We start from the raw sequence: 20,719 nt of genomic DNA, 5'->3' as shown, positions 1-20,719 counted from the left end.
AGCACGTTATGAAAACCTATAAAAATTAATATAATTAATATATGTCAGAAGGAGAGAAACTGATTCCGATTAATATTGAAGATGAAATGAAATCTGCCTACATTGATTATTCAATGTCGGTCATTGTGTCACGTGCTTTACCGGACGTAAGAGATGGTTTAAAGCCAGTGCATAGACGTGTACTTTACGGAATGCATGAGCTAGGAGTAAGATCAAATACAGCTCACAAAAAGTCTGCAAGGATTGTTGGTGAGGTCTTAGGGAAATATCACCCTCATGGCGATACCTCTGTTTATGATACTATGGTGCGTATGGCGCAAGAGTGGAGCTTAAGATACATGTTAGTTGACGGTCAAGGAAACTTTGGTTCTGTTGATGGAGACAGTCCTGCAGCTATGCGTTATACAGAGGCCAGAATGCGAAAGATTTCTGAGGATATGTTGGCAGATATCGATAAGGAAACCGTAGATCATAAATTAAACTTTGATGATACGCTAGAAGAGCCTACGGTGCTACCAACAAGAATTCCTGGATTATTAATCAATGGAGCATCAGGTATTGCAGTAGGTATGGCAACCAATATGCCACCTCATAACCTTGCTGAAGTTGTAGATGGGACAATTGCTCTAATTGACAATCCAGACATAGAGATTGATGAATTAATGCAACATATCAAGGCGCCAGATTTTCCTACCGGAGGAATTATTTATGGTTATGATGGGGTAAAGGAAGCATTTCATACAGGTCGCGGCAGAATTGTGATGCGCGGAAAAGCAAATATTGAGGAAGTTAATGGTCGTGAATGTATAATCGTTAATGAAATTCCATATCAGGTTAATAAGGCTGATATGATAAAGAAAACGGCAGATTTAGTTAATGATAAGAAACTAGAAGGTATTTCCACAATTCGAGATGAGTCAGATAGAAAAGGAATGCGAATCGTATATGTTTTAAAGAGAGATGCTATACCTAATATAGTACTTAATAAGCTTTATAAATATACGGCATTACAATCTTCCTTTAGTGTAAATAATATAGCACTTGTTAAAGGAAGGCCAGAACTTCTTAATCTTAAAGACTTAATTTATCATTTTGTTGAGCACAGGCATGATGTAGTTGTAAGACGCACAAAATACGAATTACGTAAAGCAGAAGAGCGCGCACATATTTTAGAGGGATTAATAATTGCCTCTGATAATATTGATGAAGTCATTGCCTTAATAAGAGCGTCTTCTAATGCAGATGAAGCACGAGAAAAGTTAATAGAGCGCTTTAAACTTACTGAGATACAGGCTAAGGCGATTGTCGAAATGCGATTGAGACAATTAACCGGTCTAGAGCAAGATAAATTAAGAAGTGAATATGAAGAGTTGATGAAAACCATAGAAGACCTCAAGGATATTCTCGATAAAAAAGAGCGTCGAATGGATATCATCAAAGATGAACTTTTGGTGGTTAAAGACAAGTATGGTGATGAGCGTCGTTCAACAATTGAATATGCTGGTGGTGATTTAAGTATTGAAGATATGATACCTAATGAGAAAGTAGTAATTACCATTTCTCATGCTGGCTATATTAAACGAACGTCACTGACTGAGTATAAAACACAAAACAGAGGAGGGGTTGGTCAAAAAGCCTCTACTACTAGGAATGAAGATTTCTTAGAGCATTTATTTGTTGGTACAAACCATCAATATATGTTGTTCTTTACACAAAAAGGAAAATGTTTCTGGATGCGTGTTTATGAAATCCCAGAAGGCGCTAAAACATCTAAAGGGAGAGCGATTCAAAATCTAATTAATATTGAGCAAGATGATAAGGTAATGGCCTTCATCTGTACTCAAGACTTAAAAGATGAAGACTATATTAATAGCCATTATGTCATTATGGCAACTAAGAAAGGTCAGGTAAAGAAAACTTCGTTAGAGCAGTACTCTAGACCTCGCACCAACGGTATTAATGCAATTACCATCAAAGAAGACGATACTTTATTAGAAGCTAAGTTAACAACTGGAGAGAGTCAAGTAATGCTTGCCTTAAAATCTGGTAAAGCCATTCGTTTTGAAGAAGCTAAGACAAGACCAATGGGACGTAATGCATCTGGTGTAAGAGGAATTAGATTGCAAGACGAAAAAACTGATGAGGTTATAGGTATGGTTGCTGTTGATGATATGGAAAGCAATATCCTTGTAGTCTCAGAAAATGGTTATGGAAAACGCTCTAGTTTAGAGGATTACAGGATTACCAATCGTGGAGGAAAAGGGGTTAAGACCATTTCTATTACCGAAAAAACAGGTAATTTAGTGTCCATTAAGAATGTAACGGACGAAGATGATCTTATGATTATCAACAAGTCTGGTATTGCCATTAGAATGGCAGTGTCTGATCTTCGTGTAATGGGAAGAGCAACTCAAGGTGTTAAACTCATTAACCTTAAGGGTAATGACTCTATAGCTGCTGTTGCAAAGGTTATGAAGGATGATGAAGAAGATTCTATTGAAGAAGACGGATTAAATGACAATCCTACTTCTGAAAAAGATGGCACAGCTATTGATACTAACGAAACTGAAAACTAAAATTAACATATAAATTATTATTAAAGTGATGAGAAAATTAATGACATTAGTGTTACTCTTAACCGTCACAGCAATGTCCTTTGCACAAAAAAAAGAAATTAAGGCCATTGAGAAAGCTATTAAAAATTTGAATTGGGCAGACGCACAATCTGCGGTAGCTGAGGCGGATAAGTTAATCGGTAATATGGACGACAAGACTAAAGCAAATTACTACTATGTGAAAGCTCAAGCGTTGTATGCAAATGGTGCAGGAACAAATGATAATATTGACAAGGCCATTGAAAGCTTAGACCAATTAAAAGAGGTAGAAGCTAGTATGGGTAAGTTTAGATATACTAAAGATGCCAATGAAATGAAGACTACAATGGTCAATAACTTTTTAACCAAGGCAAACGCAGCTATTGGTAGAAAAGATTATACAAGTGCAGCTTCAGGGTTTGAGAAGGCTTATAAAATGTCTCCAAAGGATACGACGTATCTGTATTATGCAGCATCCTCTGCCGTAACGAGTCAAGATTATGATACGGCTCTAAATTATTACACGGAACTTCAAAATTTGGGCTATACAGGTATTAAAATGAATTATTACGCCACAAATAAAGAAAATGGCCAAGAAGAATCCTTTAACGATAAGAAGTCTAGAGATTTTGCAGTAAAAACTATTAAAACCCACTCCAATCCAAAGGATGAAAAAGCGACATCTAAAAGAGGAGAGATAACTAAGAATATAGCCTTGATCTATGTTTCTCAAGGAAAAGATGAAAAGGCTTTGGCAGCGATGTCAGATGCGAGAGCAGAAAACCCAGATGATATGGGATTAATTCTTTCTGAGGCCAATGTTTACTTAAAAATGGGCAATAAAGAGCGTTTTAAAGAATTAATGGAAGAAGCTACAGCTAAGGATCCAAATAATGCCGAGTTACAATATAACTTGGGTGTTCTAGCAGCAGAAGGAGGAGACCAAGAGCAGGCAATGGCGTATTACAAAAAGGCTATTGAGTTAGATCCTAGTTATGTTGATGCTTATACAAACATAGCGGTTAGTATATTAGACGGCGAAGCTTCTATAGTTGAAGAAATGAACTCTTTAGGTATGAGTGCTGCAGACAATAAACGATATGATGAGCTTAAAGGTAAGAGGTCACAGATTTACAAAGACGCTATCCCGTATCTTACTAAAGCGTTGGAGTTAAATAAGAATAACATCCAGGCGGCGAAAACATTGATGAATATCTACAGTCAATTGAATGACATGGATAATTACAACGATATGAAAGCTAAAGTTGAGGCTATGGAAGCTGCTGCTGGAGGTAACTAAGGTCCAAAAAACCATAAAAAATAATAAAAAAAGCGACTTACATAAGTCGCTTTTTTTATACGATTTTCTTTATAACCCTTAATTTATGGGTATGGAGTTTTTTATCTATGTTGTAGATCCCACTATGGTCCAATCTGTCAATTCTCACTTTACCATGGGCATGGATGATATAGTTGTCTTCCATTATAATGCCTACGTGGATGATTTGCCCATCCTCGTTATCAAAAAAGGCGAGGTCACCTGGTTCGCTCTCCTCAATAAAACTTAAAGCTTCGCCCTGTGCAGCTTGCTGCGAGGCATCTCTATTTAGTGCTATTCCATTTAGTTTATATACCATTTGAGTGAAGCCAGAACAATCTATTCCAAACGGTGTTTTTCCACCCCATAAATAAGGCGCATTAAGATAAAGAAAGGCTGTTGGGATAATATTAGTTTTATCCTTTTCTGTAAATGCAGAATGACCTTCAAAAGAATGGTCTAAAACGTCTAATATATTTAAATCACACCCTATAGGTATTGGATATAGGTTATTAGACTTGTCTGACACATATTGTATCAAATCCTTAGATAAATAAGGTTTTGCATTAACTAATTTGTCATAGGTTTCCGCGTTGATTTCAAGATATTGCTTGTTGTCAATCCAGCCTTCATATTTGTCAAATGCTATACGGATACGGCTCCATTTCTTGCGCTGTTCCAACACCTTAAATTGGTCACCATAAAGAACTTGTGTAACCATTTCAGATGAATCCTGAGGTTCTAGCCTAATAGGAACAATACCTAAATTACAAATACCGTATCGCATTGAAATGCTTTAAACGCGTTCAATCACCATTGCAGATGCGCCACCTCCGCCGTTACAAATTGCCGCGGCTCCAAGCTTAGCATTGTTTTGATGTAGTACATTAATTAAAGTTACTAAAATCCTCGCCCCAGAGCAACCTAATGGATGTCCTAGAGAAACAGCGCCACCATTGACATTGACATTGTCATCTGAAAGTCCCAAGATTTTCATATTTGCCAAGCCTACAACTGAAAAAGCCTCATTAAACTCAAAATAGTCAATATCATCTAGGCTTACTTTAGCTTTATCAAGGGCTTTCGGCAAGGCTTTAGCTGGTGCTGTTGTAAACCATTGTGGCTCTTGCGCAGCATCGGCATAACTTTTTATTGTTGCAATTGGACTTAAACCAAGTTCTTCTGCTTTTGTTTTACTCATTAGTACTAAAGCAGCTGCACCATCATTAATGGTCGAAGCATTGGCAGCGGTTACGGTACCGTCCTTAGTAAAAGCTGGGCGTAAAGAAGGTATTTTTTCCATCTTTACATTAGAGTATTCTTCATCCTTACTTACAATAACAGGTTCTCCTCGTCTTTGAGGAACCTCTACTGGCACCACCTCATTATCAAATTTTCCTGAATCCCAGGAGTTTTTGGATCTATTATAGGATTGTACGGCAAAAGCATCTTGTTCTTCTCTAGAGAAATTGTGTTCTGTCGCACATAAGTCTGCACAAACGCCCATGGCATTTTTGTCGTAAGCATCCACTAATCCATCTTTCTGCATGCCGTCCTCCAGGGTTGCAGGTCCAAATTTGGTTGCAGAGCGTGCATGGTAATAATGAGGTATGGCGCTCATGTTCTCCATGCCTCCTGCAACAACAATGTCGGCATCACCTAATTGTATAGCTTGTGCAGCTTGCATAACGGCTTTCATACCAGAAGAACAAACTTTATTAACGGTAGTGCAAGGCACTGTATCTGGAATGCCAGCATAAATGGCAGCTTGTCTTGCAGGAGCTTGACCTGTTCCTGCTTGAACAACATTACCCATTAAAACTTCATCAATCAATTCTGGATTTAGGCCTATCTTGTCTAGAGCACCTTTAATAGCGCTAGCCCCTAATCTTGGTGCCGGTACACGAGATAAACTTCCTAAAAAACTCCCTATTGGAGTACGCACGGCAGATACAATTACAACCTCTCTATTCATTGTGTTTTAGTTTTATTTAGTTCCGCGAAATTAACGATTTTTTGAGAGATTTAGGAGGTATTTAGGTATTATGCTGTTCTATTTTTTCTTTATTTGTTACATTTGATAGCATATGAGTAAACTTCTAAATAAGTGGTACAAGAACCATTCGCTGGTCTATAAAATTCTCCTATTTGCGGTAACCACTTCGTTTATCGTTTATTTATTTCCTAAAACTGGGAAATTCCGTTATTCCTTTGAAAAGGGAAAACCCTGGCAATCGGAGAACTTATATGCACCGTTTGATTTTGCCATAAAGAAAAATCAAGACGAAATAGATGCCGAAACCAAAGCGTTGAAGGATAATACTCCTATTTATTTTAATATCGACCCTACTGTAGAAGAGAAAGTTATTTCAGATTATGTAGAGCGGTTTAAATTAGTATTTGGAGATAGTTTGTCCTCACTAAGCCGAACAAAGTTCTTTAATATTGGGCAAGATTTAATTGAAGAACTCTACGAAACAGGAGTTGTGGATTCTAAGTATAATTATAGTCCAAATAGAACCGTTAATATCATTGAGTCCAATACAATCAAAAAGGAGGTTGAATTTGGCTTACTTTTTGAAAAATCCGAATTAAAATCTAAGTTAAATTCAGCCTATGAAGCCATAGAGGATGGTCAAAGTAAAAATAGGCTAATAGCACTTTTCTTTGACATTATAGAATCTAACCTCACCTTAAATTCAGAATTGAGCGAAAGTGCTCTTAAAGAAGCCGTAGACAATATATCCCTAACAAGAGGCAGTATAGAAAAAGAAACGCTCATTGTGTCTAAGGGCCAGGTCGTTGAGCAAGAACAGTATAATATTTTAAATTCTTTAAAGTCAGAGTACGAATCTCAGGTTTGGAATTCTCAAAATTACAATCTTGTTGTGCTATCCTATACACTTCTGGTTGCACTGGCTTTGTTAATGCTATTGCTGTTTCTGCAAAAATACAGGAGAGAAGTTTTTGAAAACAATACCAAGGTTACGTTTATATTTTTCAATATCGCTTTAATTATATTGTTAACCACAATAGTTATTAATTATAATTCACAATACATTTATGTCGTCCCTTTATGTGTTTTACCCTTAGTACTAAAAGCATTTTTCGATGCTAGACTTGGGCTTTTTGCACATGTCCTTACGGTATTGCTGTTAGGCTTTATAGTACCCAATAGTAATGAATATATATTTCTTCAAATTATCGCAGGAATTGTAACTATATTGACGGTTTCAGAACTGTATAAGCGTGCAAATTTATTTATCTCTGTTGGTCAGATCACCTTCATCTATATCATTGCATATTTTGCATTTTTCGTAATTCATGAAGGGCAAATCAATAATTTAAAATGGGAGACTTTTGGGTTATTTATCTTATGTGGTTTGGCCACTTTATTTGTACAGCCTCTTATTTATATTTACGAGAAACTCTTTGGCTTGGTTTCTGATGTATCCTTGCTGGAGCTTTCAGATACTAACACCAAATTACTTAAGGAATTATCAAATAAGGCTCCAGGTACATTTCATCACTCATTAAACGTCGCAAATTTGGCAGAAGCTTCAGCGAACGAAATAGGAGCAAACGCAATGTTAGTGAGGGTAGGTGCGCTCTATCACGACATCGGTAAAATGAAGAATCCCACGTATTTTACAGAAAACCAAAGTACCGGAATTAATCCGCACGAGGAATTATCAAGTAGGGAAAGTGCAAAGATCATTATAGACCACGTTATAAATGGTATTGAGATAGCAAAGAGGAATAATTTGCCAGATCGGGTCATAGACTTTATTAGAACGCACCACGGCACCAGCGCTGTTTATTATTTTTACAGGACTGAAAAGGCAAAAAATGATGATGTAGATATCAAAGATTTTTCTTATCCTGGGCCAAAACCATTTAGCAAGGAAACCGCCATACTAATGATGTGCGATTCTGTGGAAGCCGCATCAAAGAGTTTAAAAGAACCTACAAGTTCAAAGCTTAACGATTTTGTTGAGAACATTGTGAATAAGCAACTGGAAACAGGCCAATTTTTGAATGCAAATATTACGTTTAAGGAAATACAATCCATAAAAAAGGTCCTTAAGTTAAAGCTTGCCAACATCTATCATCTTAGAATTGAGTATCCTGAATAAACTCTAGTTTTAAATTAGATTATTTACTTCCAAAAAACTGTTTAAATTGTTGCGTTCTTTAATATGATAAGTTACATTTGCATCCGCAAAATTTGCGAAACGTTCATTTAATTTGAATAGGAGAGGTGCCAGAGTGGTAATGGAGCAGATTGCTAATCTGTCAACGCGTAAGTGTTGCCCGGGTTCGAATCCCGGTCTCTCCGCCAGAATGAGAATAGAAAGGCCAACACGCCGGCTGGCCCTTTCGCTAAAAATGTCTACCAGACATTTTTTAAACGCTCAGTCCGGGGTGTAGCGTAGCCCGGTTATCGCGCCGCGTTTGGGACGCGGAGGTCGCAGGTTCGAATCCTGCCACCCCGACAAACAAGGCAAATGAGAATTTTTCGTAGAAAGCTCGCTTTCTTAAGAAGAATAGGAGTTTGCTTTAATTGGCACCGCCAATAAAGGATCACGGAGCGTAGCGACGTCATCCTACAACATTTTTCAGGATAAACAACGTTAATCCTTGAAGGGTCGCGTAGCTCAGCTGGATAGAGCATCTGCCTTCTAAGCAGACGGTCACAGGTTCGAATCCTGTCGCGATCACGAATAAATAAAAAACCCGTTCGTAAAATCAAGCTCGCTTGAATTTTTTAGAATGGGTTTTTTATTTTCAGCACGGAGTGCTATCAGGATATTCAATCCTGAATTATTTTCAGCACGGCGAGCTGCCAGAAAATTTAATCCTGAAGAAGTTCTGTTTTGCAAAGGTTTAAGTTCTCAGCAAGACCAGCTTGAATTTTTTAGAATGGGTTTTTTATTTTCAGCACGGCGTGCTATCAGGATATGCAATCCAAGTTTGATCTTCAACGCGGAACGCTTTTGCATATCTTGTTAATAAACAATGACTTTCCATTTTGAATCTTTTAGTATAATTTCTAACTTTACATTAATTCACGTATTACCGACTCCTTAAACGGTAAGAATTACATAATTCGTTGTTGACTGCACGAAACCATTGCAAGGTCTCTTATTGAGAGAGAATACCTTATGTGGTTTAAATTAAGCTATTAACCAACATAAAACCAGCGGATTATGAATAGAATTATTTCAATTACCCTTGTGGCTTTTGTTTCTGCCCAATGTTTTTCACAGGTTAAATTATGGAATAAAGACAGGGATAAAATTAAAACTAAAGGAACCTACCTTGAACTAGAATACAATGAACCTGTTGACAGCTCTAATAATAAGTTATTAAATATTGGATTAAACACAGTAGCCGGTGCCTTAATACCTTATGCTATAAGTTATGGAAATTCAATTCTTAAGAATATCACGTCTGTTGACGAAAAAGATTACAACTCTTCAAACCACTCTATTAACAGTGTAAGTATTCCTTATTCAAATCTTGATAAAGAGAGGAAGTTTTCAGCTGTTCTGCATTACTTTGGTAGAGGTAAAAGTAAAGACGCTATAGCAAGTAGATATGGCTTTAATTTAAATAAGAGCGATAATATTCTAAAAATCAGTCTTGATACAGTTACAATTCAAGAAAAATATATCCCTGTAAAAATCAAGAAAAAGTATGATTTCATTCTAGAAACGTTTGAAGTAACTATTAAGGCTGAAATGTCAACAATAAAAAAAGATTCTACTAAAGTTTTGGAAATTAAAGAATTAGGGACAGCAAAAATCACAAGACTTGTACCAAGTTTTATAGCGTCCAAAACTAGAATTGTCAACGAGTCTGCTTTTATATTACCCCAAGCCACTGCTAAAAATGAAAAAATAACCATACATAATCTTTTGGTTTCTACAACGGTCACATACTTAAATCCATATGGATTAACACAATCTAGTTTAAACCAATTCTTAGAGTCAAATACAGACACCAATGAGGCGCTGTTAAAAGCAATTTTCTTAGAACCAAGTGAGGAATAGTCCGCAGATTGTAGAATTTTAATTAGGGTTCTTTATATTTATCCAAGTTAATAACCAATAGCTAAATTAATGCCTAAAACCAAAACCAAAGCCGACATCAACTTCGAACAAGAATTGTGGAAAGCAGCAAATGAACTGCGCGGAGCCGTTGCCGAAAACCAATATAAAGACTACGTCTTACCGCTTATCTTTTTAAAGCACTTATCAGAGCGTTACGAAAATCGAAAAGAAGAATTGCAACAAGCCTTCAAAGATGAAAGTTCTGATTATTATACCACAGACCAAGAAGAGCAAAACTACGTTTTAGAAGACCCAGACGAATATCTTTCTAAGAATACTTATATCATCCCAAAAGAAGCGACTTGGCAATATCTACAGGACAATGCCGAACAAGACAATATCAAGGTCTTGGTCGATGATGCCTTTGATGTATTAGATGATACACTTGCACAATACCGACCAGACCTCAAAGGGATTCTACCACGTATTTTTGTAAAAAGCCAACTCACACCAAAACAAGTCGCTGGACTCATCAACCTCTTAGCCAATCCAAAGCTTTCTGAAAAAGAAAACCCAGGTTCTGATATACTTGGTCGTGTTTACGAATACTATATTGGCAAATTTGCCATTGCCGAAGGCTCTGGTGCAGGACAATTCTTTACACCAAGTAGTATTGTACGCTTAATGGTAGAAATGATTGAACCCTACCAAGGTAAAATCTTTGATAACGCCTGTGGTTCTGGTGGTATGTTTGTACAATCCTTAAAGTTTTTACAAGCGCATGGTGGCGATAAAAAGAACATTTCCATTTACGGACAAGAACGCTACGATGGCACGTTGCGACTCTGTAAAATGAACCTCGCATTACGCGACTTATCCTTTGATGTAAGATTAGGCGACTCGTTACTACAAGACAAATTCCCAGACTTAAAAGCCGATTATATTATCGTAAATCCACCCTTTAATGTGAGCCAATGGCACCCAGAGGATTTACCAGAAAACGACCCAAGACTGTTTGGACCTAAAGAAGAATTCACCACAGATGGCAATGCTAACTTTATGTGGATGCAAACCTTTTGGAGTCATTTAAGTGATAAAGGAACCGCCTCTGTGGTGATGGCAAATGGCGCGATGACCTCAAACAATAAAGGCGAAAAAAACGTACGCCAACATATGGTAGATAATGGTATGGTAGATTGTATTGTACGTTTACCAGACAAGCTCTTTTTAACCACAGGAATCCCAGCCTGCATTTTTATTTTGAGTAAAAACCGAGATGGTAAAGATGGCGAACACAGAGAACGTTTAAACGAAGTCTTATTTATTGACATGTCCAAACTCGGACGTATGGAAAGCCGTAAACTGCGTGTTTTTGATGAAGTCGATTTAGAAAAAGCAACCGACACCTACCACGCTTGGCGTAATGTAAAAGACAATGTCACCCTGAGCGCAGTCGAAGGGCCACAAATATACGAAGACCAACCAGGCTTCTGCTACAGCGCCACCATAGAAGAGGTAGCCAAACAAGACTACAAACTCACACCAGGTATTTATGTTGGTACCGAAGCCGTAGAAGACGACGGCATCCCATTTGAAGATAAAATGGAAACCTTAAAAACGCAATTACAAAAGCAGTTTACCAAAAGCAATGAATTGCAGAAACAGATTTTGGAGAATTTTGAAAAGTTCTAGATAATGACAGAACAAAATCAATACAGTCATATTAAAATCGAGGTTGGTGTTTCACCAGTCAAGTACAATGTTGCATTTACTTCTATCAATTCAAGAGGTGGTTTAGGTCAATTGAATTTATATGTCTTAAAAGAATTAGGTTATGATAATGCTGAAATTGAAAAAATAGATGTATCAAATGGTTACTATCTATTAAATAATGGCAGAAACAAGCCTATACTCTTTATTGTAACTGTTGGAAATAATGAGTTTAGTGGTATTACATTACAACGAAATTTAAGATTAGCCTTAGAAAAACACCAATCGTTTTTGAAATCAAAAAACGTTTGGGTGCCGTTAATGGCAACAGGAGCTGGTGGATTAGATTTTATTGATAGCTTTAATACTATAAGAGGGCAATTAAAGAATTATCCTAATACTAATTTTACAATTGCTGTTCCCAATGATGATAGAGGAATGGAATTTATTAGTATTAACTCTGGTCAAGGTCAACAAAATGATATTGATATAGACTTTATATTAGAGCTATTAAATTTAGAATATTCAATCGCATTAGAGAAGGAAGTACCAATAAGTAGTGGAAATAAAAAGTATTTTTTCGATTTAGCAGATTTAAATAATTTAACTTTTGTTGAATTTAAGGAGCAAAAAAGTGCAGCTGACAGAGCTAATCTTCGTAAGGAAATAAATAGTTTAATATCTAGTTTAAGTCAAATAAGCCCGAAAAAAAAATCACGACTTGTAGTTGTAATAAATGGTTTATTAACAAATAACGATAGAAAATTTTATGATACAAACCTTAGGCTATTAAAAAATGAAAAGGTTGTTCTTTATGACAAAACGGATATTGAGACCTTATCTAATAAACATAATTTAGATAATAATAGTTCAAAGACAATAAGTGATTCAGATGTTATTTTCAATGAAAAATACAGAATACATCGATTTGTAAGAGATGTTCTAAACCAAGAGTATAGTTTAAATCTTGTAATAGAAGAAACAAGAACACAAAATGGTTTTAACATTCGAATAGACTTATCAGATGAGAAAGAAAAATCATATGTAAAAATTATTAATAAGGATGATTTAATAATAGAGGCACAGAGCAGAGGTGTAACTTATGGTAAAGTAGTATCAAAAATTGCCTTTGATATAACAACAGAACTAAAGTTATTAGGCTTAGATAATTCTTTTATTAAATACTTTGTGTTCTTTGATAGCTCTTTTGATAATGAGGATATTGAATTCGTAAAGAACAAATTATCGGATTATGATACCGATATTTTTCAAATTTTGACAATGTCAGATATTACTCTTTTGGCTGAAAAACATAGTATCAAGTTGATAGACTATTTTGATGTTGAAAACAGTTTAAATAGACAAGTTGAAGATTCTAATAGAACTGATAATGGTAATGACAAAATTCCATTCCACCTAGACCAAGTCGTAGATGAAGACAAATTAGGAAGAGAACCCGTTGCCATGGCATTTGTTAGATTAATTAAAGAAGACATTTTCACAGAAAAACTCAATCATTCATTTATGGTGCATTTGCAAGGTAAATGGGGCTCAGGAAAATCATCTTTTTTAAATTTCATAAAGAAGAATCTAAATGCGGATGATGAAAATTGGATAGTTGTAGAATACAACGCATGGCAAAACCAACATATAACACCACCATGGTGGTCTTTAATAGACCAAGTCTATTTAAAGTCAAAAGAGCAATTAAATTGGAGAGCCTGTTTTCATTTATGGCGCAAAGAAGTATTAAGACGTATTTGGCGTTATAGCGGTTGGCAAAAAATTACTGCTTTTTTTCTTTTCACACTATCTCTAGTTTGCATCTTTTACTTTGGAGAGGATATAATTAATTTATTTCAAGAGACTACACAAGTAATTGAAAATGATAATGATATCAGTAAAAAGAGTTTTGCAAGCAAATTAGGTGATTTTGGTAAACTTATATTGACCATTGCCTCTCTTCTTGGTACGCTCTATGGATTTACTAAATTCATTACTATTCCATTCTTTATTAATTCTAGTAAAGATGCTGAGTCTTTTGTCTTGAAGGCAAGCGACCCAATGAATCAAGTAAAGCGACATTTTAATGACCTAGTTGATAATATTAATAACAAGGATAAGAAAAGACAACTCGCTATTTTCATTGATGATATAGACCGTTGTGATAAAGGTTTTATTGTGCAATTACTAGAAGGCATTCAAACTTTATTTAAAGATAAGCGAGTTTTATATATAGTCGCAGGCGATAAAAACTGGATTTCAACTAGTTTTGGAAATACCTATGAGGAGTTCAAAACTAAAAGTGTCGATAAGAAACAACTCGGCGAGTTCTTTATACAAAAGGCATTTCAACTATCCTTTCGACTTCCTAATATTTCAGAGGAATCTAAACAGAATTACTGGAATCATATTTTAGGATTAAAAGATGAAGGTGAAAAAGATAAAATTGAATCTATTGAAGAACTATCAGAAGCCCAACAGACTGAAATCAAGTCCGTTTTAAAACAATCTAAATCTGAGCTTACAAATCCTGAATTCGTACAGAACATACAAGAAAAATATAACTTAACTGGAGATACAGCTACTAACATCGTAATTGGAGAAAAAAATAAGGATACGGAAGAATTAAAACATTTGCTACAAGATTATCATAAATATATAGATACAAATCCAAGGTCAATTATAAGATTAGCTAATAATTACACAATGGCACGCTCAATTTTAATGGCTGAGCGTGTAAAATTTAACGAACATGTTTTGTTTAGATGGTTGGTTATAGAAGACTTATGTCCAAAAGTAAAGACTATTGTTACAACTATCGAGAAAATTAGTGACTTTACAGAAATAATAAATACTAATAACGATGTCATTAAACGCAACAACTGCCTCAAATTATTAAAAGGCGAAGAAGAGTTTATGGAAGGCGAGATAACAATTGCAGACATTAAAACCATAAAAGGACTCTAATGCCCAAAAACTGGAAAACATATAATCTAGGAGATTTAGTAGATTTAAAGCAAGGACTTGCTATAAATAAAAAGACTAAACATTTACTTACAGAAGACACTTCAGAATTACCACTTTTCAAGATTAATGATTTAATAAATAATACTGTAAAGCATTATGTAAAATCTGATGAAGTACCAAAACAATGTATTGCGAAGGAAGATGAGTTGATATATACTAGAACTGGTCAAGTTGGCTTAATTTTTAAAGGTAAAAAAGGGTGCATTCATAATAATTGTTTTAAAATAATTCCAAATGAAAATCTTTTGAGTAAAGACTATATCTATTGGTTTTTGAGACAACCGCATATTATTGAATATGCCAATAATATTGCTTCTGGTTCTGTTCAAAAAGATTTAAATCATAAAGCCTTTAAATCTATTGAGATTGATTTGCCTGACACATTATATGAACAAAAAGCCATAGCTTCAATCCTCTCAGCCATAGACGACAAAATAGAAAACAACCTAGCCATAAACAAAACCTTAGAAGACATGGCCATGGCACTCTACAAACATTGGTTTGTAGATTTTGGACCCTTTCAAGACAGCGAATTCATCGACAGCGAACTCGGACCCATCCCTAAAGGTTGGGAAGTGAAACGGTTGGCTGATTGTAATAAATTAGTTTTAGGCGGAACACCTGCACGTAAAAATGAGTCATTCTGGGAAAATGGAACTATTGGTTGGTTAAATTCTGGTAAAGTAAATGAATTTAGAATTGTAGAACCAACTTCAATGATAACTTTAGAAGCGGTATCAAAATCTTCAACTAAATTAATGAAGGCAGGTACAACGGTAATAGCAATTACTGGTGCTACTTTAGGACAAATAAGTCGAATAGAAAAAGAATTTTGTGCAAATCAATCAGTAATTGGTGTTTTAGGAAATGAAATATTTTCTGATGAGTTTATTTATTTATGGATGCATCAGGCAATGGATGAATTAATTAAACAATCAACTGGTGGAGCACAACAGCATGTAAATAAAAATGATGTTGGTGAACTAAATATAGTTGAACCATCGGTTAAAGTAAAAGCTGAGTTTCAGAAAGAAATAATTGATTTATTTGAAACTATCAAATTAAACTGTTTTGAAAACCAAACTTTAACCCAACTACGCGATACACTTTTGCCTAATCTCATTAGCGGAGAAGTACGTTTGAAAGAGTTTCAAAACCAAATCGAAACCGTTTTATGACCACAGAAGCAACCATAGAACAGGCAACAATAGACTGGTTAGACGATTTAGGCTATACCCATAAAGATGGTGCTAAAATTGCACACCAACCTGCAGCTGTGGTGCTAAAAGACCAGTTGTTGGCTTTTATTAAAAAAACTTATCCGCAACTACCTGCCGATATGCAAACTTTGGCTGTGGCAGAGTATACCAATAATGTCGGTGCAGATCTGGAGCATCGCAATCGTAGCTTCCACCTTAAATGCACCAAAGGCATCGACCTTAATTATGAGGATGCCCAAGGCAACGAAAAAGCGGTGCATGTCTATCCTATAGATTACGATAACCCAGAAAACAACAGCTTTTGGGCCGTTAATCAGTTTAGCATTACAGGCAAAAACAAACGCCGGCCAGACATTATCATTTACATCAACGGCTTACCGCTTATTGTGTTTGAACTCAAAAACTGGTACGACGAAAACACCAACCTAAAAGAAGCCCATAACCAAATACAGCACTACAAAAAAGACATCCCGCAGTTGTTTGAGTACAATGCCCTCACCATCATAAGCGATGGTAATGAGGCACAACATGGTATGTTTAGTTCGGGTATGGAGTGGTTTGCCCCTTGGAAAAGCATCAATGGCAAGGACACGGTTCAGGAAGACGATTTCCAAATGCACACGCTCTTGTTTGGGCTCTTCCCAAAAGACCGTTTGCTCAACTATATCAAGAATTTCATCTTTCACGAAGACCATAACGGCACACTCATTAAAAAAGGCGCCAAGTACCACCAGTTTTTTGGGGTCAACTTTGCCGTAGCAGCTGCTAAACAATCGGTTCGACCTTTTGGCGATGGTCGTATTGGTGTCATTTGGCACACCCAAGGCTCTGGTAAAAGTATTTCCATGGCCATCTATACAGGCATTTTGCGCAGTTTACCAGAATTGCGAAATCCTACCATTGTGGTGCAAGTAGACCGTAGCGATTTAGACATGCAACTCTATGAGAATTTTGTCCTCGCGAAAGATTTGGTAGGTGATGTGCACCATGCCGAAAGTACTAACGATTTAAGACAGCTCTTATCCGTAGGTGCTGGTGGTGTGATTTTTACCACGATTGAAAAGTTCCGTCTCAAACAAACCACAGATGAAGCCTTAGGTGAACTGGAACACCCTGTCTTATCCGAACGTGAGAATATCATCGTCATGGCAGACGAAGCCCATCGTACCCAATACGGCTTACTCGATGGATTTGCCTCTAACTTGCGAAAAGCCTTACCTAAAGCATCCTTTATTGGTTTTACAGGAACACCAGTAGATTCTAAAGATGCCGATACGGAAGAAGTCTTCGGAAATGTGATTCATACCTACGATATCAAACAAGCGGTTGAAGATAAAGCCACAGTAAATATCTATTACGAACCACGTTTAGCCAAACTACACCTTTGGAATGAAAACATAGATGATGAGGTTGATACTATTACCGAAGGTGAAGAAGATACAGGCAACCTTAAATGGGCCGCTATTGAAGATGCCGCAGGTAGTGAAGACCGTGTAAATAAAATCGCCAAGGACATTTTACAACATTTTACCAAACGTATTGAAACCTTAGATGGTAAAGCCATGGTTGTTTGTATGAGTCGTCGTAATTGTGTAAAAATGTACGATGCCTTAACGGCTTTAGACGATTGCCCTGAAGTGGCAGTGGTAATGACAGGCAACATCTCAAAAGACCCCATCGAATGGAATCCACATTTTAGAACTAAAGATGCTCAGGAAGCCTTAAAAAAACGATTCCGCAAAGAAGAAGACCCATTAAAAATTGTGATTGTCCGCGATATGTGGCTCACAGGTTTTGATGCACCTTGCGTGCATACCATGTATGTGGATAAGATTATGCGAGGACATAATTTAATGCAAGCCATCACACGAACCAACCGAGTATTTAAGGACAAAGAAAACGGCGTGATTGTCGATTATATTGGTATTGGTGACAACTTAAAATCTGCAACCGAAAAATATACACGAGGTGGTGGAGAAGGCAAGCCAACCATCGACATGGAGCAGGCTTTAGAACTGTTCTTTAATCAGGTGGACTATTGCAAGACCATGATACCAGACACTATTGATTACAGCAATTGGAAAGCCTTACGTGATGCAGATAAAGTTCTATTAGTTAAAAAGGCAGTCAATCATTTGGTGAAGTACGATGAGGATGCCAATAACTTTATGAAAGCGGAGAAGAAGCTTTCAGGCTTATTGTCCATTGTAAAAAGTCAGCCAGCCATTCAAGAATTTGCTATCGATGTGCTATTTGTTCAGCATGTTTCGAAGGCTGTTCGTAACGCCAAGTCTGTAAAATCATCTCGAAGTGAACAGCAAAAACAAATCAAGGAATTGATTTCTCAAAGTATAGAATCCGATGATATCATTGATGTTTTTGCTATGGCAGGCATTGAAAAACCAGACATTTCTATACTGGACGAAACATTCTTATTAGGTGCTAAAAAAGAAAAAGATGGCAATGCCTTAAAAATTGAAATCATCAAGAATATTCTTAAGGATGAAATCAAACTGCGCTTGCATAAAAACATAAAAAAATACACCTCATTAAAAGAAGAATTAGAAAAGGTAATTGAGCGCTATCACAACAACGCTTTGGATAGTTATGCCACTATTGCAGAATTGGTAGAACGCGCTCAGGAATTACAACAAGACGATAAGCGTACGGAAGAATTAGGCTTATCAGAAGAAGAATTGGCGTTTTACGATATCCTTGCGGCAAAAAAGGACATCATTAAAGAAAAAGGCCCAATGCAAGACATTGTACATGGTGTAGTAAAAGCGGTAAAATCCAATCTGCAACTCGATTGGACAAAGAAAGAAAATGCCAAAGCTGCTATTCGACTAGCTGTTAAGAAAGAATTACGAGGAAAAGTATCCATAACAAAGCTCAACGACATACTCGCCGAAATCATGGAACAAGCCGAAGGTCAGTTTAGTGATTGGAGTGCTTAACTAAGTTCTAATAGCCTAATGTTGGATATGGGTAATGTTATAATTATAATTTTAGTTTCAGTTACGATTGTTATTTGCCTTGCTTGTTCTTATGTTTTGTTCACTTATGTTTTGTGCTCGTGGGCTAATAAAGAGAAAATATATAGTAAAAAGGATTTTCCATTGTATGCGGTTATCAAAGAAATGGGTTTACAGTGCCTCATTTTTTTTGCTTTTCCTTTTGAGTTTATTGGTTCATGGAGACCTTATGATGCCCAAACTAATAAAACTGCTATAATCTTACCTGGATATACACTTACACCTATAGCCTATAGAAAGTTGTTTTTAATGTTAAGGAAGCATGGTGTTGGATATAAGATAATTAGGTATAAACCATTTACTGGGGATTTAAATTTACAAGTAAGTACTTTAAATAAGGTGGTAAGCGAATTGGTTAAAAAAAATCCTCATCATAATATTACATTAATAGGGCATAGTATGGGAGGGTTAATTGCTAAAAAAGCTATGACAGCTCTAGAAATGGAGAAAAATATTAACTTGATTACATTAAGTACACCTCATAAAGGCACTAAATTTGGAAGATTTGGATTTGGTGTGAGTTCAAATCAAATGATTCCAAATAGCAGCTTTATAAATAGTATTACGGAATTTGAAAAATCAAGGAGACTCAATATTTTTTCGAATGGTGATAATTTAATTTGTCCTAAGGAAAGTTTACTTACTTGTTCGAAAAACATACTAGTTAGAAATGTAACCTTACATAATTCAATTCTTTTCGATGATGAAGCACTTTCTTTAATTAAAAATAACATTATCTATGGACGTACAGAAGTTAATTGATGCCTGGTTTTTAGGTAAAACAAGGAATATTACAGTATATCTTGTGTTGTTAATCGTGAGTTCACTGGCATATATTATATTACAATATTCTAGCATTCAAAATGTTACAGATTCTATTTTTATTGGACTTTTATTAGGAGGTACCTTTGTTCTTATTTTAGGAGTAAAATGGATTCAAAACTACACAAGTAATAATTCAATTCAATTTATTGAAGCCTTATCAGATTTTGATCATTCTTTTGTAACTAAGTTATATAGAGCTGTTTTTAACAAGTCCAAGGTTGCAATAATTGGAGTAGGGTATGGCCTTTTAATAGGCCTTTCTCCATTTTATTTCAATTTATGGGACGATAATTTTAAACTCAATTTATTCCTTTGTTTTTTCCTGTTTTTGGTTAATTTTTTGACTGGAGCAAGTATTTATGCCCTTTCGCAACTCTTCATATTGCTTTATAAGACGTCGAAGAATATTAAGGCTAAAATTTATGACAGAACCGATATTACCATCAGATATGTCACAGAACTGTCAAAAAAAATGAGTGTCGTGGCAGCATTTTATGTAGCGTTTTCAATGGGAAGTATTTACTTTTCAAAATACCCTCTCAATTCACTAATAATTGGATATGGCATTTTTGCGGCAATAGTCATTGTGTCTGCATATATAATTCCAATGATTCCAATTCGTAACAAAATCCAAAAACAAAAAAGTAAATTAAAAGATGAGGTTTCTGAGCTTTTACAACAGGAATTTGAGTCTATGCTAACTAAAGCAAAAAATGATCAACCTATTTCATCGGAGAAGTACCACTCTTTGTTAGAATTAAGAGGGAAAATAGCAAACATTCCTTCGTTACCAGTTGGTATGAAAACAGTTTGGAATAGCTTAAGTTTATTTGGAATAACCATTTTGCCCATCATTGTTCAGATTATATTAGAAAAGTTATTCAATTAATAGTATTCTTAAATGCAATATTAATTTGGATTATGAATTGAT

The 20,719-nt window shown here is 35.7% G+C and carries 12 protein-coding genes and 3 tRNA genes; 13 read left to right on the top strand and 2 right to left on the bottom strand.

Going from position 1 to position 20,719, the window contains the following annotated elements; genetic code table 11:
• Nucleotides 1-41: 41 nt before the first annotated feature.
• Nucleotides 42-2,576 (top strand): DNA gyrase subunit A, encoded by a 2,535-nt coding sequence (gene gyrA / locus J4050_RS12170; protein WP_208154864.1) that lies wholly within the window; start codon nucleotides 42-44, stop codon nucleotides 2,574-2,576.
• A gap of 28 nt (nucleotides 2,577-2,604) precedes the next feature.
• Nucleotides 2,605-3,894, top strand: coding sequence for a tetratricopeptide repeat protein (locus J4050_RS12165; protein WP_208154961.1), 1,290 nt, complete (start codon nucleotides 2,605-2,607; stop codon nucleotides 3,892-3,894).
• A 55-nt stretch (nucleotides 3,895-3,949) separates the two neighbouring features.
• Here the strand turns inward: J4050_RS12165 and J4050_RS12160 are convergent, their stop codons facing one another.
• Together J4050_RS12160 and J4050_RS12155 are read right to left on the bottom strand one after the other, a co-directional pair.
• Complete coding sequence (locus J4050_RS12160) at nucleotides 3,950-4,699, bottom strand: C40 family peptidase (RefSeq protein WP_208154863.1); 750 nt, start codon at nucleotides 4,697-4,699, stop codon at nucleotides 3,950-3,952.
• Nucleotides 4,700-4,708: 9 nt separating this feature from the next.
• Entirely contained in the window at nucleotides 4,709-5,887 is a 1,179-nt protein-coding gene (locus tag J4050_RS12155; protein WP_208154862.1) for an acetyl-CoA C-acyltransferase, read from the bottom strand.
• 112 nt (nucleotides 5,888-5,999) lie between these two features.
• Here J4050_RS12155 and J4050_RS12150 point away from each other — a divergent pair, with 112 nt between their 5' ends.
• The 11 genes from J4050_RS12150 to J4050_RS12100 all read left to right on the top strand — a co-directional run bounded on the left by J4050_RS12150 (nucleotide 6,000) and on the right by J4050_RS12100 (nucleotide 20,677).
• On the top strand, nucleotides 6,000-8,048 hold the full coding sequence (locus J4050_RS12150; RefSeq protein WP_208154861.1) for an HD family phosphohydrolase: 2,049 nt from the start codon (nucleotides 6,000-6,002) through the stop codon (nucleotides 8,046-8,048).
• Nucleotides 8,049-8,167: 119 nt separating this feature from the next.
• Nucleotides 8,168-8,254: transfer RNA gene (locus J4050_RS12145), tRNA-Ser, on the top strand.
• 79 nt (nucleotides 8,255-8,333) lie between these two features.
• Nucleotides 8,334-8,408, top strand: a tRNA-Pro gene (locus tag J4050_RS12140).
• Nucleotides 8,409-8,559: 151 nt separating this feature from the next.
• Nucleotides 8,560-8,633, top strand: a tRNA-Arg gene (locus J4050_RS12135).
• Nucleotides 8,634-9,122: 489 nt separating this feature from the next.
• The gene (locus tag J4050_RS12130; protein WP_208154860.1) at nucleotides 9,123-9,968 is read left to right on the top strand and encodes a hypothetical protein; all 846 of its coding nucleotides are present in this window, start codon (nucleotides 9,123-9,125) and stop codon (nucleotides 9,966-9,968) included.
• A 69-nt stretch (nucleotides 9,969-10,037) separates the two neighbouring features.
• Entirely contained in the window at nucleotides 10,038-11,660 is a 1,623-nt protein-coding gene (locus J4050_RS12125) for a type I restriction-modification system subunit M (protein ID WP_208154859.1), read from the top strand.
• A 3-nt stretch (nucleotides 11,661-11,663) separates the two neighbouring features.
• Nucleotides 11,664-14,648 (top strand): KAP family P-loop NTPase fold protein, encoded by a 2,985-nt coding sequence (locus J4050_RS12120; RefSeq protein ID WP_208154858.1) that lies wholly within the window; start codon nucleotides 11,664-11,666, stop codon nucleotides 14,646-14,648.
• On the top strand, nucleotides 14,648-15,886 hold the full coding sequence (locus J4050_RS12115; RefSeq protein ID WP_208154857.1) for a restriction endonuclease subunit S: 1,239 nt from the start codon (nucleotides 14,648-14,650) through the stop codon (nucleotides 15,884-15,886). Before J4050_RS12120 ends, J4050_RS12115 begins: the two co-directional genes overlap by 1 nt.
• Nucleotides 15,883-18,885: a type I restriction endonuclease subunit R gene (locus J4050_RS12110; RefSeq protein ID WP_208154856.1), complete on the top strand. Its 3,003-nt coding sequence runs from the start codon at nucleotides 15,883-15,885 to the stop codon at nucleotides 18,883-18,885. Before J4050_RS12115 ends, J4050_RS12110 begins: the two co-directional genes overlap by 4 nt.
• A gap of 27 nt (nucleotides 18,886-18,912) precedes the next feature.
• Entirely contained in the window at nucleotides 18,913-19,725 is an 813-nt protein-coding gene (locus J4050_RS12105) for a lipase family alpha/beta hydrolase (protein ID WP_208154855.1), read from the top strand.
• On the top strand, nucleotides 19,703-20,677 hold the full coding sequence (locus J4050_RS12100) for a hypothetical protein (RefSeq protein WP_208154854.1): 975 nt from the start codon (nucleotides 19,703-19,705) through the stop codon (nucleotides 20,675-20,677). The genes J4050_RS12105 and J4050_RS12100 overlap by 23 nt, the downstream gene beginning before the upstream one ends.
• Nucleotides 20,678-20,719: the final 42 nt, after the last annotated feature.

This window comes from Winogradskyella pelagia, from assembly GCF_017581965.1.
In the GTDB taxonomy this organism is placed as follows: Bacteria; Bacteroidota; Bacteroidia; order Flavobacteriales; family Flavobacteriaceae; genus Winogradskyella; species Winogradskyella pelagia.
This window is presented reverse-complemented; position numbering and strand designations above follow the sequence as displayed.

Bases quoted from the DNA above. Each gene is read 5' to 3' on its own strand.
- gyrA (WP_208154864.1), top strand. From the start codon at position 42: ATGTCAGAAGGAGAGAAACTGATTCCGATTAATATTGAAGATGAAATG.
- J4050_RS12165 (WP_208154961.1), top strand. From the start codon at position 2,605: ATGAGAAAATTAATGACATTAGTGTTACTCTTAACCGTCACAGCAATG.
- J4050_RS12160 (WP_208154863.1), bottom strand. From the start codon at position 4,699: ATGCGATACGGTATTTGTAATTTAGGTATTGTTCCTATTAGGCTAGAA.
- J4050_RS12155 (WP_208154862.1), bottom strand. From the start codon at position 5,887: ATGAATAGAGAGGTTGTAATTGTATCTGCCGTGCGTACTCCAATAGGG.
- J4050_RS12150 (WP_208154861.1), top strand. From the start codon at position 6,000: ATGAGTAAACTTCTAAATAAGTGGTACAAGAACCATTCGCTGGTCTAT.
- J4050_RS12130 (WP_208154860.1), top strand. From the start codon at position 9,123: ATGAATAGAATTATTTCAATTACCCTTGTGGCTTTTGTTTCTGCCCAA.
- J4050_RS12125 (WP_208154859.1), top strand. From the start codon at position 10,038: ATGCCTAAAACCAAAACCAAAGCCGACATCAACTTCGAACAAGAATTG.
- J4050_RS12120 (WP_208154858.1), top strand. From the start codon at position 11,664: ATGACAGAACAAAATCAATACAGTCATATTAAAATCGAGGTTGGTGTT.
- J4050_RS12115 (WP_208154857.1), top strand. From the start codon at position 14,648: ATGCCCAAAAACTGGAAAACATATAATCTAGGAGATTTAGTAGATTTA.
- J4050_RS12110 (WP_208154856.1), top strand. From the start codon at position 15,883: ATGACCACAGAAGCAACCATAGAACAGGCAACAATAGACTGGTTAGAC.
- J4050_RS12105 (WP_208154855.1), top strand. From the start codon at position 18,913: ATGGGTAATGTTATAATTATAATTTTAGTTTCAGTTACGATTGTTATT.
- J4050_RS12100 (WP_208154854.1), top strand. From the start codon at position 19,703: ATGGACGTACAGAAGTTAATTGATGCCTGGTTTTTAGGTAAAACAAGG.